The following is a 15,933-nucleotide window of genomic DNA, read 5'->3' on the forward strand; positions in this document are numbered from 1 at the left end:
GCCGCGCCATGAAGCGCAGCGAGTCTGCGCCGGATCTGGCTCCGCGCCGCCGTGTCCGCAGCATCGCCATCGTTTGGGCGGCGAGGGCGCTCGGTCTAGGGGTCGCACTCTTGGCGGGTGTTGTGAGCTACGCCCTGTACGCGCCGCTTCCGCTCGAAGGCGGCGCCGTTTCACTCGACGGTCTTGTCGCCGAGGTCAAGGTCGACTTCGATCCGCTCGGAATTCCACGCATCGACGCCGCCAATCGCGTCGACGCGTTCCACGCCCTCGGATTCGTCACAGCGAGGGATCGTCTCTTTCAGATGGATCTGCTTCGCCGCGAGACGGCCGGGAGACTTGCTGAAATATTCGGCCCCGCGACGCTGGAGGAGGATCGGTGGAACCGGCGCATGGGCTTTGGCGAACTTGCCGGCGTCATCGTCGAGAGGCTCCCGGCGCCGCAGCGTCAATTACTCGACGCCTACGCCGCCGGCGTCAATCAGGCGATGGCGACGGCGACGATTTTTCCGGTCGAATTCACCCTGTTGGGGTACAAACCCGCCCCCTGGCGCCCAGAAGACAGCATTCTGGTCATCCTTTCCATGCATTCGACATTATCATGGTCGGGCGATCAGGAACGAACCGCCAGCGTCATGCGCGCCGCCATGCCGGCCACGGTGGTCAATTTCCTGACGCCCGAAAGCGATTGCTACAACGAGCTTCTCACACCCCGGAACCCGGCGCGCTGCGCGCCGGACGCCATTCCGGTCGATGATCTGATCTCCGTCCTTCACGAGGCCGGCCGCGATAGCCGCAAGCGGGTCGGCGAAGGCGGCCCTCGCGCCGTGTCGGGTGCGGGCAATCCGCGCGGATCGAACGCCTTCGTCGTCGGCAAAGCGAGGACGCGCGACGGTCGCGCCATCCTCGCCAATGACATGCATCTGCAACTGATGGCGCCGAACGTCTGGTATCGCGCGGAACTGAATTACCAAGGCGCGCATCTTGCCGGTCTGACCTTGCCGGGCGTCCCCATGCTGATCGCGGGAAGCAACGGCAAAGTCGCCTGGGGGCTGACCAGCGTTGAGGGAGATTTCGTCGATCTCGTCACGATCGAGGAGGATCCGGCGGACAAAGGGAGATATAAGACCCCCACCGGCTTCCTTCCTTTTGGAACGAGGTCCGAAATCATCCATGTCCGCGGCGGACCGGACGAGGCGATCGAGGAGCGCACGACGATCTGGGGGCCGTTGCTGCCGGAGCCGCTCCTCGGACAGCAGGTGGCGGCGCACTGGACAGCGCTCGATCCCGCCGCAACCGATCTGGGCCTCGCCGACATGGCCGACGTCGAGACGGTCGGCGCGGCGATCACGCTGCTCCATCGCGTTGGCGGGCCGCCGCTTAACGTCCTTTTGTCGGACAGCGCAGGCGATATCGGCTGGACCTACATGGGACGGCTTCCGAAACGGGTCGGCATGGATGGGCTGTTCGCCGAGTCCTGGGCCGACGGCGGCAGGGGATGGGACGGCTATGTCGCGCCCGATCAAGCGCCGAGCATCGTCAATCCGCCCAGCGGGATCCTCGTCAGCGCGAACCAACGCATGCTGGGGGCGGAATATCCCGGCGTGATCGGCCACGATTTTTCTGGCGGTTATCGCGCCTGGCGCATCACGCAGCGCCTGACCGGGCTCGAGGTCATCGGCGAGAGCGACATGCTGGCCGCGCAGCTGGACACGCAGACGGACGTCTACAGGTATTATCAATCGGCGGCGCTGCGTGCGTTGGAGGGCGCGCCGGTTCAAACTCTTGCCTCCTTCGCCGGGTTACGCCGCGCGCTGGAAGATTGGGATGGACGCGCCGAGACGAATTCTCTCGGGCTTGCAGTGCTGGTGGAGTTTCGCGAAGCGCTCGTCGAAGCCGTTCTCACTCCGTTGTTCCACAAATGCCGCGAACTCGATCCTTCCTTCGCCTATTTTTGGAGCGGCGCGGATGTTCCGGTGCAGCGCATGATAGAAAGCGGCCGAACGGAATTGCTTCCGGGCGGCGGCGCCTTTCGCGACTGGCCCGAGTTCTTGCGCTCGACATTGCTTCGAAGCTCGGAGACTCTGGCGGCGCGTCATGGCCGCCAAAACATCGCCCCGCTGACCTGGGGCGACGTCAACAAAGCCGACATTCGCCACCCCCTTTCGGAAGCGATCAATCTGCTCGGACCATTGCTCGACATGCCCCGTGCGGCGCTGCCCGGATGCGGGCGATGCGTCCGCCTGGCCGACGGGAAATACGGCGCGAGCGAACGTATGGTCGTCGCGCCGGGGCGCGAAGCGGAGGGGTTCCTGCACATGCCGGGCGGCCAGTCCGGCCAGCCGGCCTCGCCCAATTACTCTGACCAGCAGGCAGCATGGACGCTGGGACTGCCGACGCCGTTCCTGTCGGCGAAGGCGCAGCGAACGTTGTATCTCAGGCCCCGGCCCGCAAACTGAAGCGCGCGAGACGCCGCGCGGGATTATCGCGCCGCAGGGCGCGTTTGACTTGCGGTTTTGCGCATCGTTCCGGCCGGGCTTTGCCGATCGTCGGACGCCGGCGCCGCCCAGGATGAAGGGAGCGGCTCGATTTTCCCGGCCTCGAGCCGCAGCAGTCGATCGGCCAGATGATAGTGACGATCATCGTGCGTAATCACGATGATCGTCTTGCCGCGCGCCTTGAGGCGCGGCAACATGTCTTTGTAGAAGATTTCCCGAAACACCGGATCTTGTTCCGCCGCCCATTCATCGAAAACGTAGAACGGCCGATCCTCGATATACGCGGCGAGCAGGGCCAGACGTTTGCGTTGGCCGCGGGAGAGATCAGTTGTCGTGAAGCGGCCGTCTTCGAGAGAGAGTTTATGGTTCAGGTCTAATTCGACGATCAGCTTCCGCGCCTGCGCGACCGATTGCGGATCGTCGTAGCCGAGCAGAGAGTCGAAGACGAAAGCGTCGGCGAAAACAGCGGCAAAATTCTGCCGGTAGGCGTCGCGCTCGTCCTCGCCGATGGTTTCGCCGTTCAATCTGATCTCGCCGCTTTCCGGATACAATAGGCCGAGAAGGAGCAGCGCCATCGTCGTCTTGCCGTCGCCGTTCCCGCCAATGATAAAAACGAGCTCGCCCGGCTCGAACCGCACATCGAGCGGACCAAGCACAAAGCCCTGTTCGCCGTCCGCGGCGCGGTAGCGATGCTTTACCCCGGCGAATTCGAGAACGCCCGGTCTCTTCAAGGCGAGCGGTGGTCCCGCGTCAGTCGCCGGTTCTTGCGGCAGGGACACGCCGAGCGCTTCGAGATTGCGCAGGGCGACGAAGCCTTGTCCGAGAACGGGCAGGGAATTTGCGATGGCCATGATAGGGCCCATGATGAACAGGATCGCAAGCGTCCAGCCGGTCGCGGCGTCCGCGCCTGCATTCGCGAGAAACTGGGGAGCAAAAAGAACAAGTCCGATGGCGGCGTAAATAAGGATCTGGCTGGCGTGGGCTCCAAGAATGAAGATGGTGAAGCCGGCCGTGTTGCGCGTGCGCAACAAATCAGCGGAGACGCCAAGCTCGTCCTCAAGGAACGCCGCCCGCCGGCGGGCGTCCATCTTCAGTTCCTTGCAGCCTTCGGTCAAAGCGCGAAAATTGCCGAACAGGGCGTCGTCCGCCTCCCGCGCCAGCCGCATCCAGCGCAACGACCGGCGCTGCGCCAGGAAAAACACGCCAAGGCCGAGGCCGAGCAGGAACAGAAGGAGAAGCAGAAGCGCGCCCGACAGGGTCCCCACATAGATGAGGGCGCCAAGGGCGACGGAGCCTTCGATGAACACAACCGGAAGGGCCTGATGCGCATGAGCCACGCTGGCGACGTCGTCGGTCAGCGCCGCCGTAAGGCGATGGAGGCCGTGGGACGCCAATTTCTGAAGAGGCGCCCGCAGGATCCGCCGGCTAAGCCAGAGCCGCAAGTCATGAAGACTTCTTTGTGTGAGGCGCAACGCAAGGATTTCCGAAGCGACGCCAGCCGTGAGGCTCAGCAGGCAGAGCCCTATGAACCCGGCGACGGCGGCGGCGGGATTCGCGGCCTGTCCTTTCACCAAGGCGGCGTTGATAAAGGTCAAAAGGCCGGCGCTGGCTCCGCCTGCGGCAAGACCGGCGACAACCGATCCCGTCAGCATGCGCCGCGAGGCCGGCGGCAATAGTTTTAATGCGTTGCGAAGTGACGCGCGCGGGCGCGGCGAGGCATCGGTCATCAGGGCTCCGACGACAGGCCGCCCAGCGGATGAGGACGGACCGCCGGTCAAGGCGGGGAAAGCGCCCGCCAGAACGGACAGGGAGGCTAATTAGCTCCCCTCCCGCCGACGAATCAACCTGCCCCGTTGGCTATTGAGTGGCTCAGGGCGCGGATTGCGGAATCTCGACGCAGGTCGATCCATCTCCCGGCGTTCTCGTCCCGTTGCCGCAGACGAAATATTGATTGATCGTCGCGTCGCGCGCGGCGATCGGCAGCGGCGCGGTTGTCCCCTGGCATTGGTAAGTGTTGGCCCCGGCGTGAACGGCGCCGTAAACGTGAAAACCATAGGCTTTGCCCGCGTTGGTTCCATGCGGAAGCCCGCCGCTGCTCGATCCGCCGGCGGCCTGCGATGGCTTGAACCAACTGTTGTAGAGACCAATGGAGAACGCATCTTCTTCGAGAGGCGAGACCAATGTGACCGTCTTCTGGGCCAGGATCGTCGGATTTCCCGATTGTCCTGGAATATAGGGTTTCTCCTTGCTGAGGAGGAGGAGATCGACTTTCAGGTCGACGGCGTCTCCATTAGCGCCGTTGACGTCGACAGGAGCGCCGACGAAATCTCCCGGATCGGAGCCGCCGACGTCAGTGCATGGCTTGTCATAGGTGTAGAGATAGACGTCGACGCCGTTGGTGTTGCCGAAAAACGCCGGCTCGTCATGAAATCCGACGGACAGCTGGATCTTGTTGACGGAAGCTGGAACCAGCCTGTCCTCATGAGCCATGGCCGGGTTCAAAAAGGAACATGTTAGCGCCGCCGTCCCGACGGCGGCGAGCGCTGCTCCAATCGTTTGCATCGATTTCATTCTCACTTTGGTTCTCCCCAAAAGCCTTGTCGATGAAGCCTCGCCGATGAAGCCTCATTGCTCGCCCGCGCAGGAGGAGGGCGCGCCGTCCATGTATCGGCTTTCCGCACAACTCCGGCCGCCGCAGCGCGCCCACAGGTAAAACGGCTGAAAGGCGTCGGCTACGACACGCTTTCTTGTTTCAGACCGTTTCCAATTCGCGGAGCGAAGGCGTCGGGATCGTCGTCTGATTGCGAAGCTGGCGGGCAGGCCAGCAGCATTTCAAGAAAGTCGACCGCCGGCCCTGCGCCGCCGCCATTGCGCAGCGTCTCTCCCATCGCCAGCGCCTGGGTCTGGATGAGCGGGTCGCGGTCGATCCTGTCGATCAGCGCATTCAGCTCTCGCTCCGAAACAGCGGCAAAATCGGCTCGCAGCCCGAGCCCGTGGTAGACGACCCGCGCGGCGTTGCCCGGGTGATCGAAACCCAGCGGAAAAACGATCATCGGCACGCCGAAATAGGCGCATTCCTTGATCGTGTTCGCGCCGCCATGCACGATGGCGACAGCGCATTTCTTCAGCATCGCCAGCTGAGGCGCGCGCTTGACGAGGATCACGTTCGGCGGAACGTTCTTGAAATCCTCGGGATCGACACTATCGCAAAGGGCGATCACCCATTGCGAAGACGCCCTGGTTGCGGCGACGTCGATCACGACCTGAAAGAATCGCTTGTAGGCTGCTGGTTCACGCCAGATCAAAGTGCCGAGCGCGCAATAGATAATCCGCCGCCCTTGTTGCAACCGATCCCACGGGAAATCGGCTTCCGGTCGATGAAGGTCGATTCCCGAATCGAGATAACGACGGCCGGGCTGATCCGGGTGAGGAAAATCCAGTTCGCGGGGACAAAGCACGATCTCCGGAAAACGCGCCTTGAGGGACAGCGCGTCCGTCGATTCGATGCAATCTTCAGGATAGCCGCAGCGGGAGGCGATCAGTCGGCTCGTCCTAAGAAGATCCGTCTCATATGAGAGGCCGGCCCACCCGAGAAAATAACCGGCGACGCGGCGTCGGGCCTTCAGTATTTTCCAGGCGAGCTGCGCCTGCAACCTCACCCGCCAGCCGCTTTCCGGAATGATCGATGTCGTGACCGGCGGGACGACGGCATTTTCGGACCTCGAGTAATTGTCGTAAAGGTAGACGGTCGTCACATCTGATTCATAGGCCAGCAGCGAGGGTATAATGGCCTCGAAGTCGCTCATGTTGATCAGAAGAAGATCGGGCTTGAGGCGCGCCATGATTTCCTGAAACTCGCATTCCCGGCCGGCGCCAATGGCGTCGAGGAGATCGCGCGCTCTGCGAACCATCGCACGGGCGGCCTGAAGGCGTTCAAGAACGTTACGCTCTGCGACAGATTCTTCGTCGGACGTTGGCAGCCATTTTTGATACAGCGGCGTAATAGGAAATCCATGCGAAGCGACATATTGCGCGCATTCCGGCGGGCCAAGATAGGAGACTTTATGTCCTCTTGCGCTCAGATCGCGGGCCAGTCTGACGGTGCTTTCAACCGAGGCGAAAATCGGCCAAGTGAAAAACGCCACGCGCGCCATAAGGGTTCCTCGGGTCGGTCATCGAGATGCTCGGTCAGGATGTCGTCGCGCCGTAAACGACGCGCCGACGGCCCCCCTGGCTTGTCAGATGGGTCTGCGGTCCTCCTAAAACGGATGAAAGGCGTTAAATCCGCCGTTGAAATGCGTCGTCCCGCGAGCCTCAGCCAGAATCGCCGAACGCGACGGGCGCGCATAGCCGGCCCCTCGAACCTTGGCCGATTGCGAATTCCGCGAACCTTGTGACCGCAGATCTGTGCGGTCATCTGGCCGGCGTCTCCGCCGTGTCCTCCTCTCGCTGACCAGGACCGGGAAAAAGGCCGCCGATCCGTCGCGGCCGCCAGTGGATTGGCGGGCGCCGTCGGCCCGATGAGCCGCCCCTTATCGTGGAGCAAACAGCGGCGAAACCCCTTCGGTATCGATATAAATAATCCCGCCGTCGACTTTAACCGGATATTCCGCCAGCCAGCATTCTTTCGGATGAATCGGCTCTCCTGTCATTGCATCCCAGGTCCAGGAATGACTGGGGCAGGTCAACACCGCCCCGTCAAAGTCGGCCTCAGCCAAAGGCGTGTTGGTGTGCGGACAGACGCCCTGAAACGCTTTGATTACGCCGTTGTCCGGCCACGCCAGAATGATGACATGGGAATTGGCGATCACGAGCCGCATCCCGCCTTCGACAATGGTGTCCTCTTTACACACCCGACCGAACATTGAACGCTTTCTTACGGATTCGCCACGCTCTTCCCCTCGTCGGGAATTGTCGGCTACAAGGACTAGAGCAAACAGGCGGTGCGAGAGCGGACAGAAGCGGCGAATACGGTCGGCCGTTCAAAAACAACATAAGAGGCCGACGCGCGCCCGGTTCCTCGTCGCGACGACGCGTTTATTTTGCAAGCTCTGCTCGATGCTTGGCGAGCACCATGTCTATCGCTGTCGTGGCCTCGGAGACATTGAGCCAAAGTTCGGCCCGATCCTCGCTCTTGAATTGCTTGCCGAGGTCGAAAGGCTGATCCTTTCCAGGCAAATGCAGAAAACAGGCCCATTTACCATTTGGCAATTCCTCAACCGTCACTTTGTAATCGCCCGCCATCGCTGCTTCCTTCCAGTTGTTTTTTGATCGAGTGTAGCCGTTCTGGCCGGGACCGGAGAACTTCAGCCGACGTGGTCGTCGCCGTTGAAACATGGGCGGCTCATCAGACCGGCGTAGAGCACTGAGCAAAATCGGCGCCCAAGCTGAGCAAGATTGTCGTATCGGGCCGGAAACTCCGCAGAAGCGGTTTCCGGCGTGAATGGCGAAGTCATGTTTTCTCCGCCCCCCTGTTGGCGGACGGCCTGTTGAGAATTCTCGAACGGCGCGGAGTCAAAATTGCATAGCCAAGATGCGCGGACGGGCCTCGCTTTCAGATCGCAGGAAATTGTTCGTCTTGAAGCGGCGCCCGACGGCGTCTTGTCGCATCACATTGGCGGGGAGCAGGTTGTGACCGTAACTACAGAAGGGCGCTCGGTTGAGACGGAGGCGGAGTTCGAGCATCCCATTGAAACCGTATGGCGGGCGATGACCGATTCGGAATGGCTCGCCGTTTGGTTTTTCCCGAATGATATCGAGCCCGTCATGGGACACAAGTTCACCATTTGGGGACGGCCGATCGAGCGGTGGGATGGAGAATTCAAATGCCAGGTGCTTGCTGTCGAAGCGCCAAGCAAGATCAAGTTCCGCTGGTACGGGGGACATGAGGAGCTCAAGGCTTTTGGCCGCTATATGGATACGACGGTGACCTGGACGCTCTCCCCGGCGCCCAGCGGAGGAACGAGCTTTCGTTTCGTTCACGAGGGATTTGGCGCGGATCCTTCATCAGACGCTCTCTTCGACATCATGACAAAAGGGTCTCAGAGCGTGTTGAGAAGTCTGGCGAAGAGACTTCCAGATCTTGTGGAGCATGGCGCGTAAACGGTTTCGAAACGGAAGCGCGCCCACCCTTGAAGTGAAGCTTTCGCGGTCCCTGAGCGCATATGTTGGGCGTTCGTGAAAGCGTCGGCGGATTCGAAAGCGATGATAAGAAACTCCGCCCAAAAATGGGGGACAGGCGCCTCTTCGACAGATTACTCTCCTTGCGCGGTTCCCTGATCCTTCACCCAAGGCGATTCAGGCCTGCGCCTTCTCCAAGCACAAGCGATCGCGCCAGCGTTGCCGAAATGCGCTCCACGACGCGTCGTCATAAAAAACGGCGTCGACAAACCATTCGATCGTTTTGACATCCCGCGTCCAGACGCGGTCCTCCCCTCGCCAGGCCAAGACAGGCCAGCGCGCGTTTCGACAAGGCGCGCCGGTGCTGGAGTGAAGAGTTGGCCTTCCCGACGTCTCGCTCAACCAGGAAACAATCTCAGGCAGAAAAGCTGTGGCGAACGAGAGCCCGTGGCGGTTGAGCCGCTGCGGCTTTCGAAACAGGTTCTGCTCTATCCAGGCGAAGTTCGACGGATCGTTCCCGATTCGGAGTTCGCGCAGGATGAGGAGTCGGAAACCGCAGTTCAGAAGGCGCGCCGGAACAGCGTGGATGGCGGTGACCTGCTGCGGTAATGGTATCGTCATTCCTCGAGACTTCGTTTCAGCCGGGCGAAGAAGATGGGACGGGTGGTTCGCGGTCGACCGCCTTTAAAGCGTCGAGACAGGCCAGAAGAGCCTGCCGCGCGTCCGCAAGGGCTTCGTCCAACGTCTCGCCAATGCCAAGACACCCTGGAATATCGGGAAAACAGGCGACATAACCACCGCCGTCCTCAGGCGATATTGACGAGATGACGCAGGGGTAAATGTCCGCGGCGCTCATTGGTCGAGAGCGTCCATCCGATCGATCATCTCAATGAAGGCTTTGACGTGCAAAGACCTGACCTTTTTCTTTAAGGGAAGCGCGACGCAGTTTGGAATCGACGGATGTGTGAACACAACATAAGACCCGGTCACCTTTCGGAATTTCATAGCGTATTGAGAGGCTGTAATTTCGAAATCGGCGATGCTCCAGTCGCCGCCTGGATCGCTACGGAAGGCCTCCAATCGCTTATTGTGCATCTCTGGAATGTCCGAAGTCCGACAACCGACATTATGCGCTCGCCGAAATAAGTTTGATTCAATAATTGGGCCAGCATTCGCGCGACATCTGGACTTGAAGAAGGAAGCGTAAAAAAAACATTCGTGCGGTTGAGTGATGCAAATCGAGCCTCCCAGCCGATCAGGCGTTCGCGGAGTGGCCGCCTGAGAAAAAGGAAACCGTTGGCGAATTGTTCCTGACGCCGCGCCAAACGTCTGACGCCAATTTGGAAAATCTCAGGCGCGCCTCGATCGATGCGCCGCGGGTTACGACGGATCGAAGAAGTCAACCTTCTGGTTGGGATCCCGGTTTGGACAAGGGATCTCTTTGAAGATCACTTCTGCCAATGCTTTCAGACCGGTGTTCGTGCGCAGCGACAGCCTGTTCGGGTCGGTGGTCCAGCTTTGATAGGTGACGATTCCGCGGGTGATGCTCAACACTGTGTACTTTTCCGAGTTTATTTCCCCGCCCTTGGTCCTATAGCATTTGCCCGCTTGAATGGCCTCTTCTTTCATCGGCATGATCAGCTCTCCCGTTGTTGCCGCCAGCAGGCGTCATTATGGTTGCGGAAAGGCCAAAATCAAGCTGTCCAATGGCGTTTCAGACATAAGCAACCTATCGAAATCTACAGCGTCCGTTTTGATCGAGGCCGATCCGGGCCAGTCTTGAAGTCCGTTTTGCGAAGCCTTCAGGCGCTCACGAGATCGAGCCGCATCAGCGTTCTGGCGTCGAGCGTCAACGCCAGCGCGCCGGAAATTTCATTGAGCTGGTCGAGCGTGGTGACGCTGACGACAGGCGCGGCGACGCCCGGCTGGCCCAGCAACCAGGCGATCGCCACTTGCGCCGGGGTGGCGTCGAAGCGGAGGGCCGCGGCGTCGAGTTCGGACAGAATGTCAAGGCTGCGCGGATCGAGAATTTGCGCGACGGAGGCGCCTCGCGCCGCCCCCACAGTGTCGGCTATCGATCGATATTTGCCGGTGAGAAATCCCGCTTCGAGCCCGCGAAACGGAATGACGCCGAGATCTTCCGCGACGCAAAGCTGACGCAGGCCGCCTTCGAAAAAGCTTCGGGTGATCAGGTTGTAGTGCGGTTGCAGGCATGTATAGAGCGGAAGCCCGTGGAGGCGGGCGACGCGCAGCGCTTCCGCGAGACGCGGCGCCGAGTAATTGGACGCTCCGATCGCGCGAACTTTGCCGCTTTGGATAAGGCTGGAGAACGCTTCGAGGGTCTCTTCAAACGACACGGTCGTGTCGTCGAAATGCGCCTGGTAAAGATCGATCCGATCGGTTTTCAACCGGCGCAGGGAATGTTCGGCGGAGCGGATGACGTGGGCTTTCGAAAGCCCCCTGCCCGCATTTTTCATATCGCCGCCGACTTTGGTCGCAATCAGAACTTGATCGCGCTTGCCAGTCGCATTCAGCCAGTTCCCGATGATCCTTTCGGATTCGCCACCCTGATGTCCCGGCGCCCAGGTCGAATATGTGTCGGCTGTGTCGATCATGGCGAAGCCGCGATCGATGAATGCGTCGAGGATCGCTGAAGATCCGGCTTCATCGACGGTCCATCCGAAGACATGGCAGCCGAGCACAAGCGGGGCGCAGCTAAGGCCGGATCCTCCGATCTTGCGATGTTTCATTGGAAAACTCAAAAGCGTCCCGACATTGACCTCGCCGCGGCCGCGCTCTGTCGCTTGGCGCCGGCGGAATCAAAGGCTTGGGTCGAGTGTCTCGGAATTCTAGAAGCGATCCATATCCTCCGGCGCTATGCAAACGCGCATTCCGTCGAGGTTCGCCTCGAATTTGATCTGGCAGGCCAGGCGCGAGGAGATGCGGCGATGATTCGCCGTGGAGAGCATGCGGGCTTCGCCAAGTTCCGTTTTGGCCGCCGCAACGCCCTTTGGCCATGTCACGTAAACATGGCAGGACGCGCAGGCGCAGCCGCCGCCGCATTGAGCAGTCAATTCCTCGACGCCGGCGCGGCGGATCAATTTCATCAGCGAAACCCCATCCTTCCCGACGATTTCGATTTGGCCGCCGGTTCGGGTTTCAAGCGTAAATCCAGCCATTCTCTCACCAGGGCCGCAAGCGAGACTTGATGCGCCGTAGCGTTTTCTCTCGGCTAGAGCGCTTTCCGATCGCATGAAGTCATGCGATCAATCAGAAATCGCTTCAGAATCAAAGGCTTGGGCATATCCTTATCGATTAGATTGATTCAATCCGATCGGAATATGCTCAAGCGGCGCGACGGAAGCCGTCAACCTAATTTCAGCGATGCGAAATCGAGGCAAACCGGGTGACGGCTGTCCGCGTGCTCCTCGCGGGCGATTTTGACGGTCGCTAGGCCCGCGGTTCGGGCGGCGTCCAGTTCATCCTCGTTGCTCGACAGAACCAGGATCGATTCGCATGGCAGAGCCAGGCGGTCGCTGATGGCCCGGTAAGACGCGGGTTCAATCTTCTGGCCGATGGTTGTGTCGAAAAAGGCCTCGAACAATGGAGTCAGATCACCCGATGAGGTGCGGCTTAACAACAGTTTTTGCGCCAGTTCCGAGTTCGACGAATAAACAAAAAGCCGGAGGCCGGCGGAAGCCCAGGCTTTGAGGCAATCCGCGACGTCGGCGTAAAGTTCGCTCGTGAGCGAGCCGGCCTCATAAGCCTCCCGCCAGATCAGACCTTGGATCAACTTGAGCGGCGTCGCCTTGCGATCCTGCTTCATCCAGCGCAACAGCAGCGCCGACGCTTCCTCGGGTTTCAGACAGAACCCGCCAAGTAGACGTCCAGCTTCATCCAAGGCGTCTTCGATGTCCGGGTCGGCTGCATGTTGCCCGATATAATCCGCCAGCCGCTCGCGAGCGAGCAGCCCCAAGGTTTGCGTCACGAAAGACGCAGGCAAAGCCGCGCCCTCAAGGTCTGTCAGGACGGCGCGAACAGGTTCAGCCATCGCCGGATAGTCCGTCCGGAAACCAATCGCCGGCGGCCGTCATTCCGGGCGCGCCGCCGCGAGGCGTGAGCTTGTATTCGCCGCCCAAATCCAGTTCGCCAAATGTGTGACTCCCGCTCTCCGCATCCTTGGCGACGCATTGTCGCAATCACCACATTGACGCGCGTCGCCTTCCCGTTCCGCGAGCCTTGTCGCAGCGCAAGCATGATTGGTGCCGCTGGGCATGGCCATTCCCCACGCGCAAACCTGTCCTGGCTAAGGACAACCGCGCGGCGGCAAGGCCGCTCTGGCGCCGTCCCGGGATCTATAACGTGAGGAAAAAGAGCTTGGCTTCTGGAACAAAACATGTACATTAAGCTTGTTTTCCGGCGCGCGGTATCCGCCCGTTTCGCCAGACGGAGAGAGAGTATGACCCGATCCGGCCTGTATCTTCGGGAAAGGAGCTTTCCCGCCTCGTCGCGGATCGATCGCATCGCAAAAGGGTCAACCGCGTCTTCCGCGATGAATGACAGCTTGGGCCCCGACAGGGTTGAAGTCCTGGCGCAGGAGGCCGATCTCTACGTTCTGGCGGCTGAAGTCGATTCCGCCGAGAAATGTTTCCACGACGCTATCGCGCGGCGCAACGCGGCGCGAATCGCCTATCTGAGCGAGCCGGGCGCCGCCACGCTCGCCGCGTTTGAAGCGGGGAAAGAGGCCGAGGCCGTCGCGCTCGAAAGGCTCGACGCCGAGATCCGAAGGCTGGCCGATATTCGCGCGAGAACTGTCACGGGGATCAAGTTGAAGGCTTTCTACGCTGCGGCGGACCGTAACCTCGCGGAGAGCATCGTCGAAGACATCTTGCAGCTTTGAAAGCGTTCAAGGCGCTTGAGCGCGCGTGGAAGGCGCCTTGGCCATCGTCCGAGGCGGAAACACAGAGGCCTCGCGAACGGATCGCCATGCTCACGACGCACGCTGTTCGACATGGCGGACCATTTGATCGTGAAGATCAAAGACGAAACGCGCCCGCAGAGCCTCAACGCCAGCGCAAGATCATTCACATCGATATGGACGCTTTTTTCGCCTCGGTGGAGCAGCGCGACAATCCGGAGCTTCGCGGCAGGCCGGTCGCGGTTGGCGGATCGCGCGAACGCGGGGTCGTCGCCGCGGCGAGCTACGAGGCGCGGGCGTTCGGCGTCCGCTCGGCGATGCCGTCGGTCACGGCGAGGCGGAAATGCCCCGACCTGATCTTCGTGAAGCCGCGCTTCGAGATCTACCGGGACGCGTCCCGGCAGCTGCACGACATCTTTGCGCGCTACACGCCCCTTATCGAACCGCTCTCGCTCGATGAAGCCTATCTCGACGTCACGGACGCTCTCGATGGCCTGGTTTCCGCGACCGCAATCGCCGAAGAGATCCGGGCGCAAATCCACGCCGAGACGAACCTCACCGCTTCCGCCGGCGTATCGTACAACAAGTTTCTGGCGAAGCTCGCCTCGGACCACCGCAAGCCCGATGGTTTGTTCGTGATCACGCCTCGGGTCGGGCCTCAATTCGTCGAGACCCTGCCCGTCCGGAAATTCCATGGCGTCGGTCCCGCGACGGCCGTGAAAATGAACAGGCTCGGGATCGCGACGGGACTGGACCTCAAAGGCCGCTCACTCGCTGACTTGCGGCGTCATTTCGGAAAATCGGGATCGTATTATTACTGGATTGCGCGGGGGCTCGACGACAGGCCGGTTCGGGCCGATCGGATTCGCAAATCCGTCGGGGCCGAAAACACCTTCTTCGAGGATCTCTTCACCTTCGAGGCCGCGCGCGAGGCGCTGCAGCCGATTTTGGACAAGGTCTGGAGGCATGGCGAGAGCGCCGGTCGCCGTGGCCGGACCATAACGCTGAAAGTCAAATATGCGGATTTCCAGCAAGTCACGCGCAGCCGGACCTTCGCGGCGCCTGCCGCCGCCCGGGCGGAGCTTGAACGGCGAAGCGTCCAACTCCTCGGACAGGTTTTTCCCATCGCAAAAGGCATAAGACTTCTTGGCGTGTCCCTGTCGTCGCTTGACGGCGAGCAAACCCGGGCGATTCCTCAATTGCAGCTGGCGCTTTAGCCTCGATGACCGGCCGCGTTCATACGTCAAAAAAATAGCAGCTTTCGCGAACCTATGGTTTGCGGCGCGGGCGCGCCAAGAAAAGCCGTGCGCCAGTCAAATGGTCAAAGGCCAATCGCCTTGCAATCGTCGACGAAAGAGTCGACTTCACTTTCGGTGGTGTTGAAACTGGCGACCAGACGGTAGACGTCTTGTCCCAGCAACGGCCAATGGTAGAATTCGTGGCCATTCGCCAACAGGCTGTCCGCCAATGCTTTGGGCATTTCGACAAACAAGACGTTCGCGTCGGCGGGAAAATGCATTTTTACCTGAGGAATATGTCGCAATGCGTCCGCCAGCCTCTTCGCGGCTGAATTCGCGATCGCCGCGTTCCGCAGCCAAAGCCCATCTTCTATGAGGGCCAGAAGTTGCGCCGAAATGTACCGCTGTTTGGACGCAAGCTGGCCGGCGCGCTTGCGAATATAAGCAAAATCAGTCGCCAGGCGTCGATCAAAGAAGATGACCGCTTCCGCCAACATCGCCATTTTTCGTGCCGCCGAAGGACAGAACGTCGACGCCGCATTTCCAGGTCATGTCGGCGGGCCTGCAGCCAAGACTGGAAACAGCATTGGCGAAGCGCGCGCCATCCATATGAAGATGCAGATCATGTTCTTTTGCGACGGCCGATATCTTCTCGATCTCTTCGATGCTGTAGATCGTCCCAACCTCTGTCGACTGGGTCACGCTGACGGCTCTTGGTCGACTGTGGTGGACGCCGGCGTGACTCGCCAACCGCAACACCCTGTCGAGGTCGCAGAGATCTATTTTTCCAAGATCGCCCGAAACGCCGAGAATCTTTCCGCCGGTGAAAAATTCGGGCATGCCGCATTCATCCCGGCCAATATGGCTGTAGTGATGCCCGACGACCAATTCATATGGCTTCACGAGGCTGGCCAACGCGGCGCTGTTCGCCGCCGATCCGTTGAAAACCGGAAAAGCGAGCAATTCATCATGCTGGAACAGGAGGCGAAATTGTTCCGTCAGGCGGAAGGTATATTCATCCGCGCCATAGGGCCTTGCATGTCCAATGTTCGCTCGATTAAGGGCCTCCATGATTTCCGGGCTGACGTTCGACGTATTATCACTGGCGAGAAAGGCCATCATTGGTCCTGATCGGCTAACGAAACATGCGGCTATTCAATAG

Annotated in this window: 17 protein-coding genes; 5 read left to right on the forward strand and 12 right to left on the reverse strand. The window is 60.5% G+C overall.

Annotation, left to right across the window (positions count from 1 at the left end; all coding sequences use genetic code 11):
• Window positions 1-8 precede the first annotated feature (8 nt).
• Window positions 9-2,456 (forward strand): penicillin acylase family protein, encoded by a 2,448-nt coding sequence (locus BM177_RS12845; protein ID WP_175492599.1) that lies wholly within the window; start codon window positions 9-11, stop codon window positions 2,454-2,456.
• Between the two features lie 23 nt (window positions 2,457-2,479).
• Here BM177_RS12845 and BM177_RS12850 read toward each other — a convergent pair whose 3' ends face one another.
• The 5 genes from BM177_RS12850 to BM177_RS12875 form a co-directional block, all read right to left on the reverse strand.
• Window positions 2,480-4,222: a cyclic peptide export ABC transporter gene (locus BM177_RS12850; RefSeq protein WP_139223614.1), complete on the reverse strand. Its 1,743-nt coding sequence runs from the start codon at window positions 4,220-4,222 to the stop codon at window positions 2,480-2,482.
• A 142-nt stretch (window positions 4,223-4,364) separates the two neighbouring features.
• Window positions 4,365-5,072: a hypothetical protein gene (locus BM177_RS12855; protein ID WP_139223615.1), complete on the reverse strand. Its 708-nt coding sequence runs from the start codon at window positions 5,070-5,072 to the stop codon at window positions 4,365-4,367.
• A 155-nt stretch (window positions 5,073-5,227) separates the two neighbouring features.
• On the reverse strand, window positions 5,228-6,649 hold the full coding sequence (locus tag BM177_RS12865; protein WP_091683072.1) for a nucleotide disphospho-sugar-binding domain-containing protein: 1,422 nt from the start codon (window positions 6,647-6,649) through the stop codon (window positions 5,228-5,230).
• 378 nt (window positions 6,650-7,027) lie between these two features.
• On the reverse strand, window positions 7,028-7,360 hold the full coding sequence (locus tag BM177_RS12870) for a monooxygenase system ferredoxin subunit (RefSeq protein WP_091683074.1): 333 nt from the start codon (window positions 7,358-7,360) through the stop codon (window positions 7,028-7,030).
• Between the two features lie 172 nt (window positions 7,361-7,532).
• Window positions 7,533-7,739, reverse strand: a complete 207-nt coding sequence (locus BM177_RS12875; protein ID WP_091683075.1) for a hypothetical protein — start codon at window positions 7,737-7,739, stop codon at window positions 7,533-7,535.
• Between the two features lie 276 nt (window positions 7,740-8,015).
• On the opposite strand from BM177_RS12875, the gene BM177_RS12880 reads away from it, so the two are divergent.
• Entirely contained in the window at window positions 8,016-8,597 is a 582-nt protein-coding gene (locus BM177_RS12880; RefSeq protein ID WP_244532297.1) for an SRPBCC family protein, read from the forward strand.
• Between the two features lie 465 nt (window positions 8,598-9,062).
• Window positions 9,063-9,224: a hypothetical protein gene (locus BM177_RS20065; RefSeq protein ID WP_175492600.1), complete on the forward strand. Its 162-nt coding sequence runs from the start codon at window positions 9,063-9,065 to the stop codon at window positions 9,222-9,224.
• Between the two features lie 28 nt (window positions 9,225-9,252).
• Here the strand turns inward: BM177_RS20065 and BM177_RS12890 are convergent, their stop codons facing one another.
• The 5 genes from BM177_RS12890 to mtnC form a co-directional block, all read right to left on the reverse strand.
• Entirely contained in the window at window positions 9,253-9,471 is a 219-nt protein-coding gene (locus BM177_RS12890; RefSeq protein WP_091683080.1) for a type II toxin-antitoxin system HicB family antitoxin, read from the reverse strand.
• Window positions 9,472-9,995: 524 nt separating this feature from the next.
• Complete coding sequence (locus BM177_RS12900; RefSeq protein ID WP_091683083.1) at window positions 9,996-10,250, reverse strand: hypothetical protein; 255 nt, start codon at window positions 10,248-10,250, stop codon at window positions 9,996-9,998.
• A 167-nt stretch (window positions 10,251-10,417) separates the two neighbouring features.
• Window positions 10,418-11,365 carry an aldo/keto reductase gene (locus BM177_RS12905; protein WP_091683086.1) on the reverse strand — a complete coding sequence of 316 codons (948 nt, stop codon included), beginning with the start codon at window positions 11,363-11,365 and terminating at the stop codon, window positions 10,418-10,420.
• A gap of 99 nt (window positions 11,366-11,464) precedes the next feature.
• Window positions 11,465-11,794: a 2Fe-2S iron-sulfur cluster-binding protein gene (locus BM177_RS12910; protein ID WP_091683088.1), complete on the reverse strand. Its 330-nt coding sequence runs from the start codon at window positions 11,792-11,794 to the stop codon at window positions 11,465-11,467.
• A 188-nt stretch (window positions 11,795-11,982) separates the two neighbouring features.
• Window positions 11,983-12,666 (reverse strand): acireductone synthase, encoded by a 684-nt coding sequence (mtnC, locus tag BM177_RS12915; RefSeq protein ID WP_091683091.1) that lies wholly within the window; start codon window positions 12,664-12,666, stop codon window positions 11,983-11,985.
• 501 nt (window positions 12,667-13,167) lie between these two features.
• On the opposite strand from mtnC, the gene BM177_RS12920 reads away from it, so the two are divergent.
• Both BM177_RS12920 and dinB read left to right on the forward strand, forming a co-directional pair.
• On the forward strand, window positions 13,168-13,515 hold the full coding sequence (locus BM177_RS12920; protein ID WP_139223616.1) for a hypothetical protein: 348 nt from the start codon (window positions 13,168-13,170) through the stop codon (window positions 13,513-13,515).
• A gap of 86 nt (window positions 13,516-13,601) precedes the next feature.
• A complete protein-coding gene (gene dinB, locus BM177_RS12925) occupies window positions 13,602-14,750 on the forward strand; it encodes a DNA polymerase IV (RefSeq protein WP_091683239.1) in 1,149 nt (382 codons plus the stop codon).
• A 104-nt stretch (window positions 14,751-14,854) separates the two neighbouring features.
• Here dinB and BM177_RS20635 read toward each other — a convergent pair whose 3' ends face one another.
• A complete protein-coding gene (locus BM177_RS20635; protein ID WP_244532314.1) occupies window positions 14,855-15,274 on the reverse strand; it encodes a hypothetical protein in 420 nt (139 codons plus the stop codon).
• Entirely contained in the window at window positions 15,240-15,890 is a 651-nt protein-coding gene (locus BM177_RS20640; RefSeq protein WP_244532298.1) for a threonine aldolase family protein, read from the reverse strand. The genes BM177_RS20635 and BM177_RS20640 overlap by 35 nt, the downstream gene beginning before the upstream one ends.
• Window positions 15,891-15,933: the final 43 nt, after the last annotated feature.

Source organism: Methylocapsa palsarum (genome assembly GCF_900114285.1).
GTDB classification, from domain to species: domain Bacteria; phylum Pseudomonadota; class Alphaproteobacteria; order Rhizobiales; family Beijerinckiaceae; genus Methylocapsa; species Methylocapsa palsarum.

What these genes read in the sequence shown, in the direction of transcription:
- BM177_RS12845 (WP_175492599.1), top strand. Translation starts at nt 9, where the DNA reads ATGAAGCGCAGCGAGTCTGCGCCGGATCTGGCTCCGCGCCGCCGTGTC.
- BM177_RS12850 (WP_139223614.1), bottom strand. Translation starts at nt 4,222, where the DNA reads ATGACCGATGCCTCGCCGCGCCCGCGCGCGTCACTTCGCAACGCATTA.
- BM177_RS12865 (WP_091683072.1), bottom strand. Translation starts at nt 6,649, where the DNA reads ATGGCGCGCGTGGCGTTTTTCACTTGGCCGATTTTCGCCTCGGTTGAA.
- BM177_RS12870 (WP_091683074.1), bottom strand. Translation starts at nt 7,360, where the DNA reads ATGTTCGGTCGGGTGTGTAAAGAGGACACCATTGTCGAAGGCGGGATG.
- BM177_RS12875 (WP_091683075.1), bottom strand. Translation starts at nt 7,739, where the DNA reads ATGGCGGGCGATTACAAAGTGACGGTTGAGGAATTGCCAAATGGTAAA.
- BM177_RS12890 (WP_091683080.1), bottom strand. Translation starts at nt 9,471, where the DNA reads ATGAGCGCCGCGGACATTTACCCCTGCGTCATCTCGTCAATATCGCCT.
- BM177_RS12900 (WP_091683083.1), bottom strand. Translation starts at nt 10,250, where the DNA reads ATGCCGATGAAAGAAGAGGCCATTCAAGCGGGCAAATGCTATAGGACC.
- BM177_RS12905 (WP_091683086.1), bottom strand. Translation starts at nt 11,365, where the DNA reads ATGAAACATCGCAAGATCGGAGGATCCGGCCTTAGCTGCGCCCCGCTT.
- BM177_RS12910 (WP_091683088.1), bottom strand. Translation starts at nt 11,794, where the DNA reads ATGGCTGGATTTACGCTTGAAACCCGAACCGGCGGCCAAATCGAAATC.
- mtnC (WP_091683091.1), bottom strand. Translation starts at nt 12,666, where the DNA reads ATGGCTGAACCTGTTCGCGCCGTCCTGACAGACCTTGAGGGCGCGGCT.
- BM177_RS12920 (WP_139223616.1), top strand. Translation starts at nt 13,168, where the DNA reads ATGAATGACAGCTTGGGCCCCGACAGGGTTGAAGTCCTGGCGCAGGAG.
- dinB (WP_091683239.1), top strand. Translation starts at nt 13,602, where the DNA reads ATGCTCACGACGCACGCTGTTCGACATGGCGGACCATTTGATCGTGAA.
- BM177_RS20635 (WP_244532314.1), bottom strand. Translation starts at nt 15,274, where the DNA reads ATGGCGATGTTGGCGGAAGCGGTCATCTTCTTTGATCGACGCCTGGCG.
- BM177_RS20640 (WP_244532298.1), bottom strand. Translation starts at nt 15,890, where the DNA reads ATGGCCTTTCTCGCCAGTGATAATACGTCGAACGTCAGCCCGGAAATC.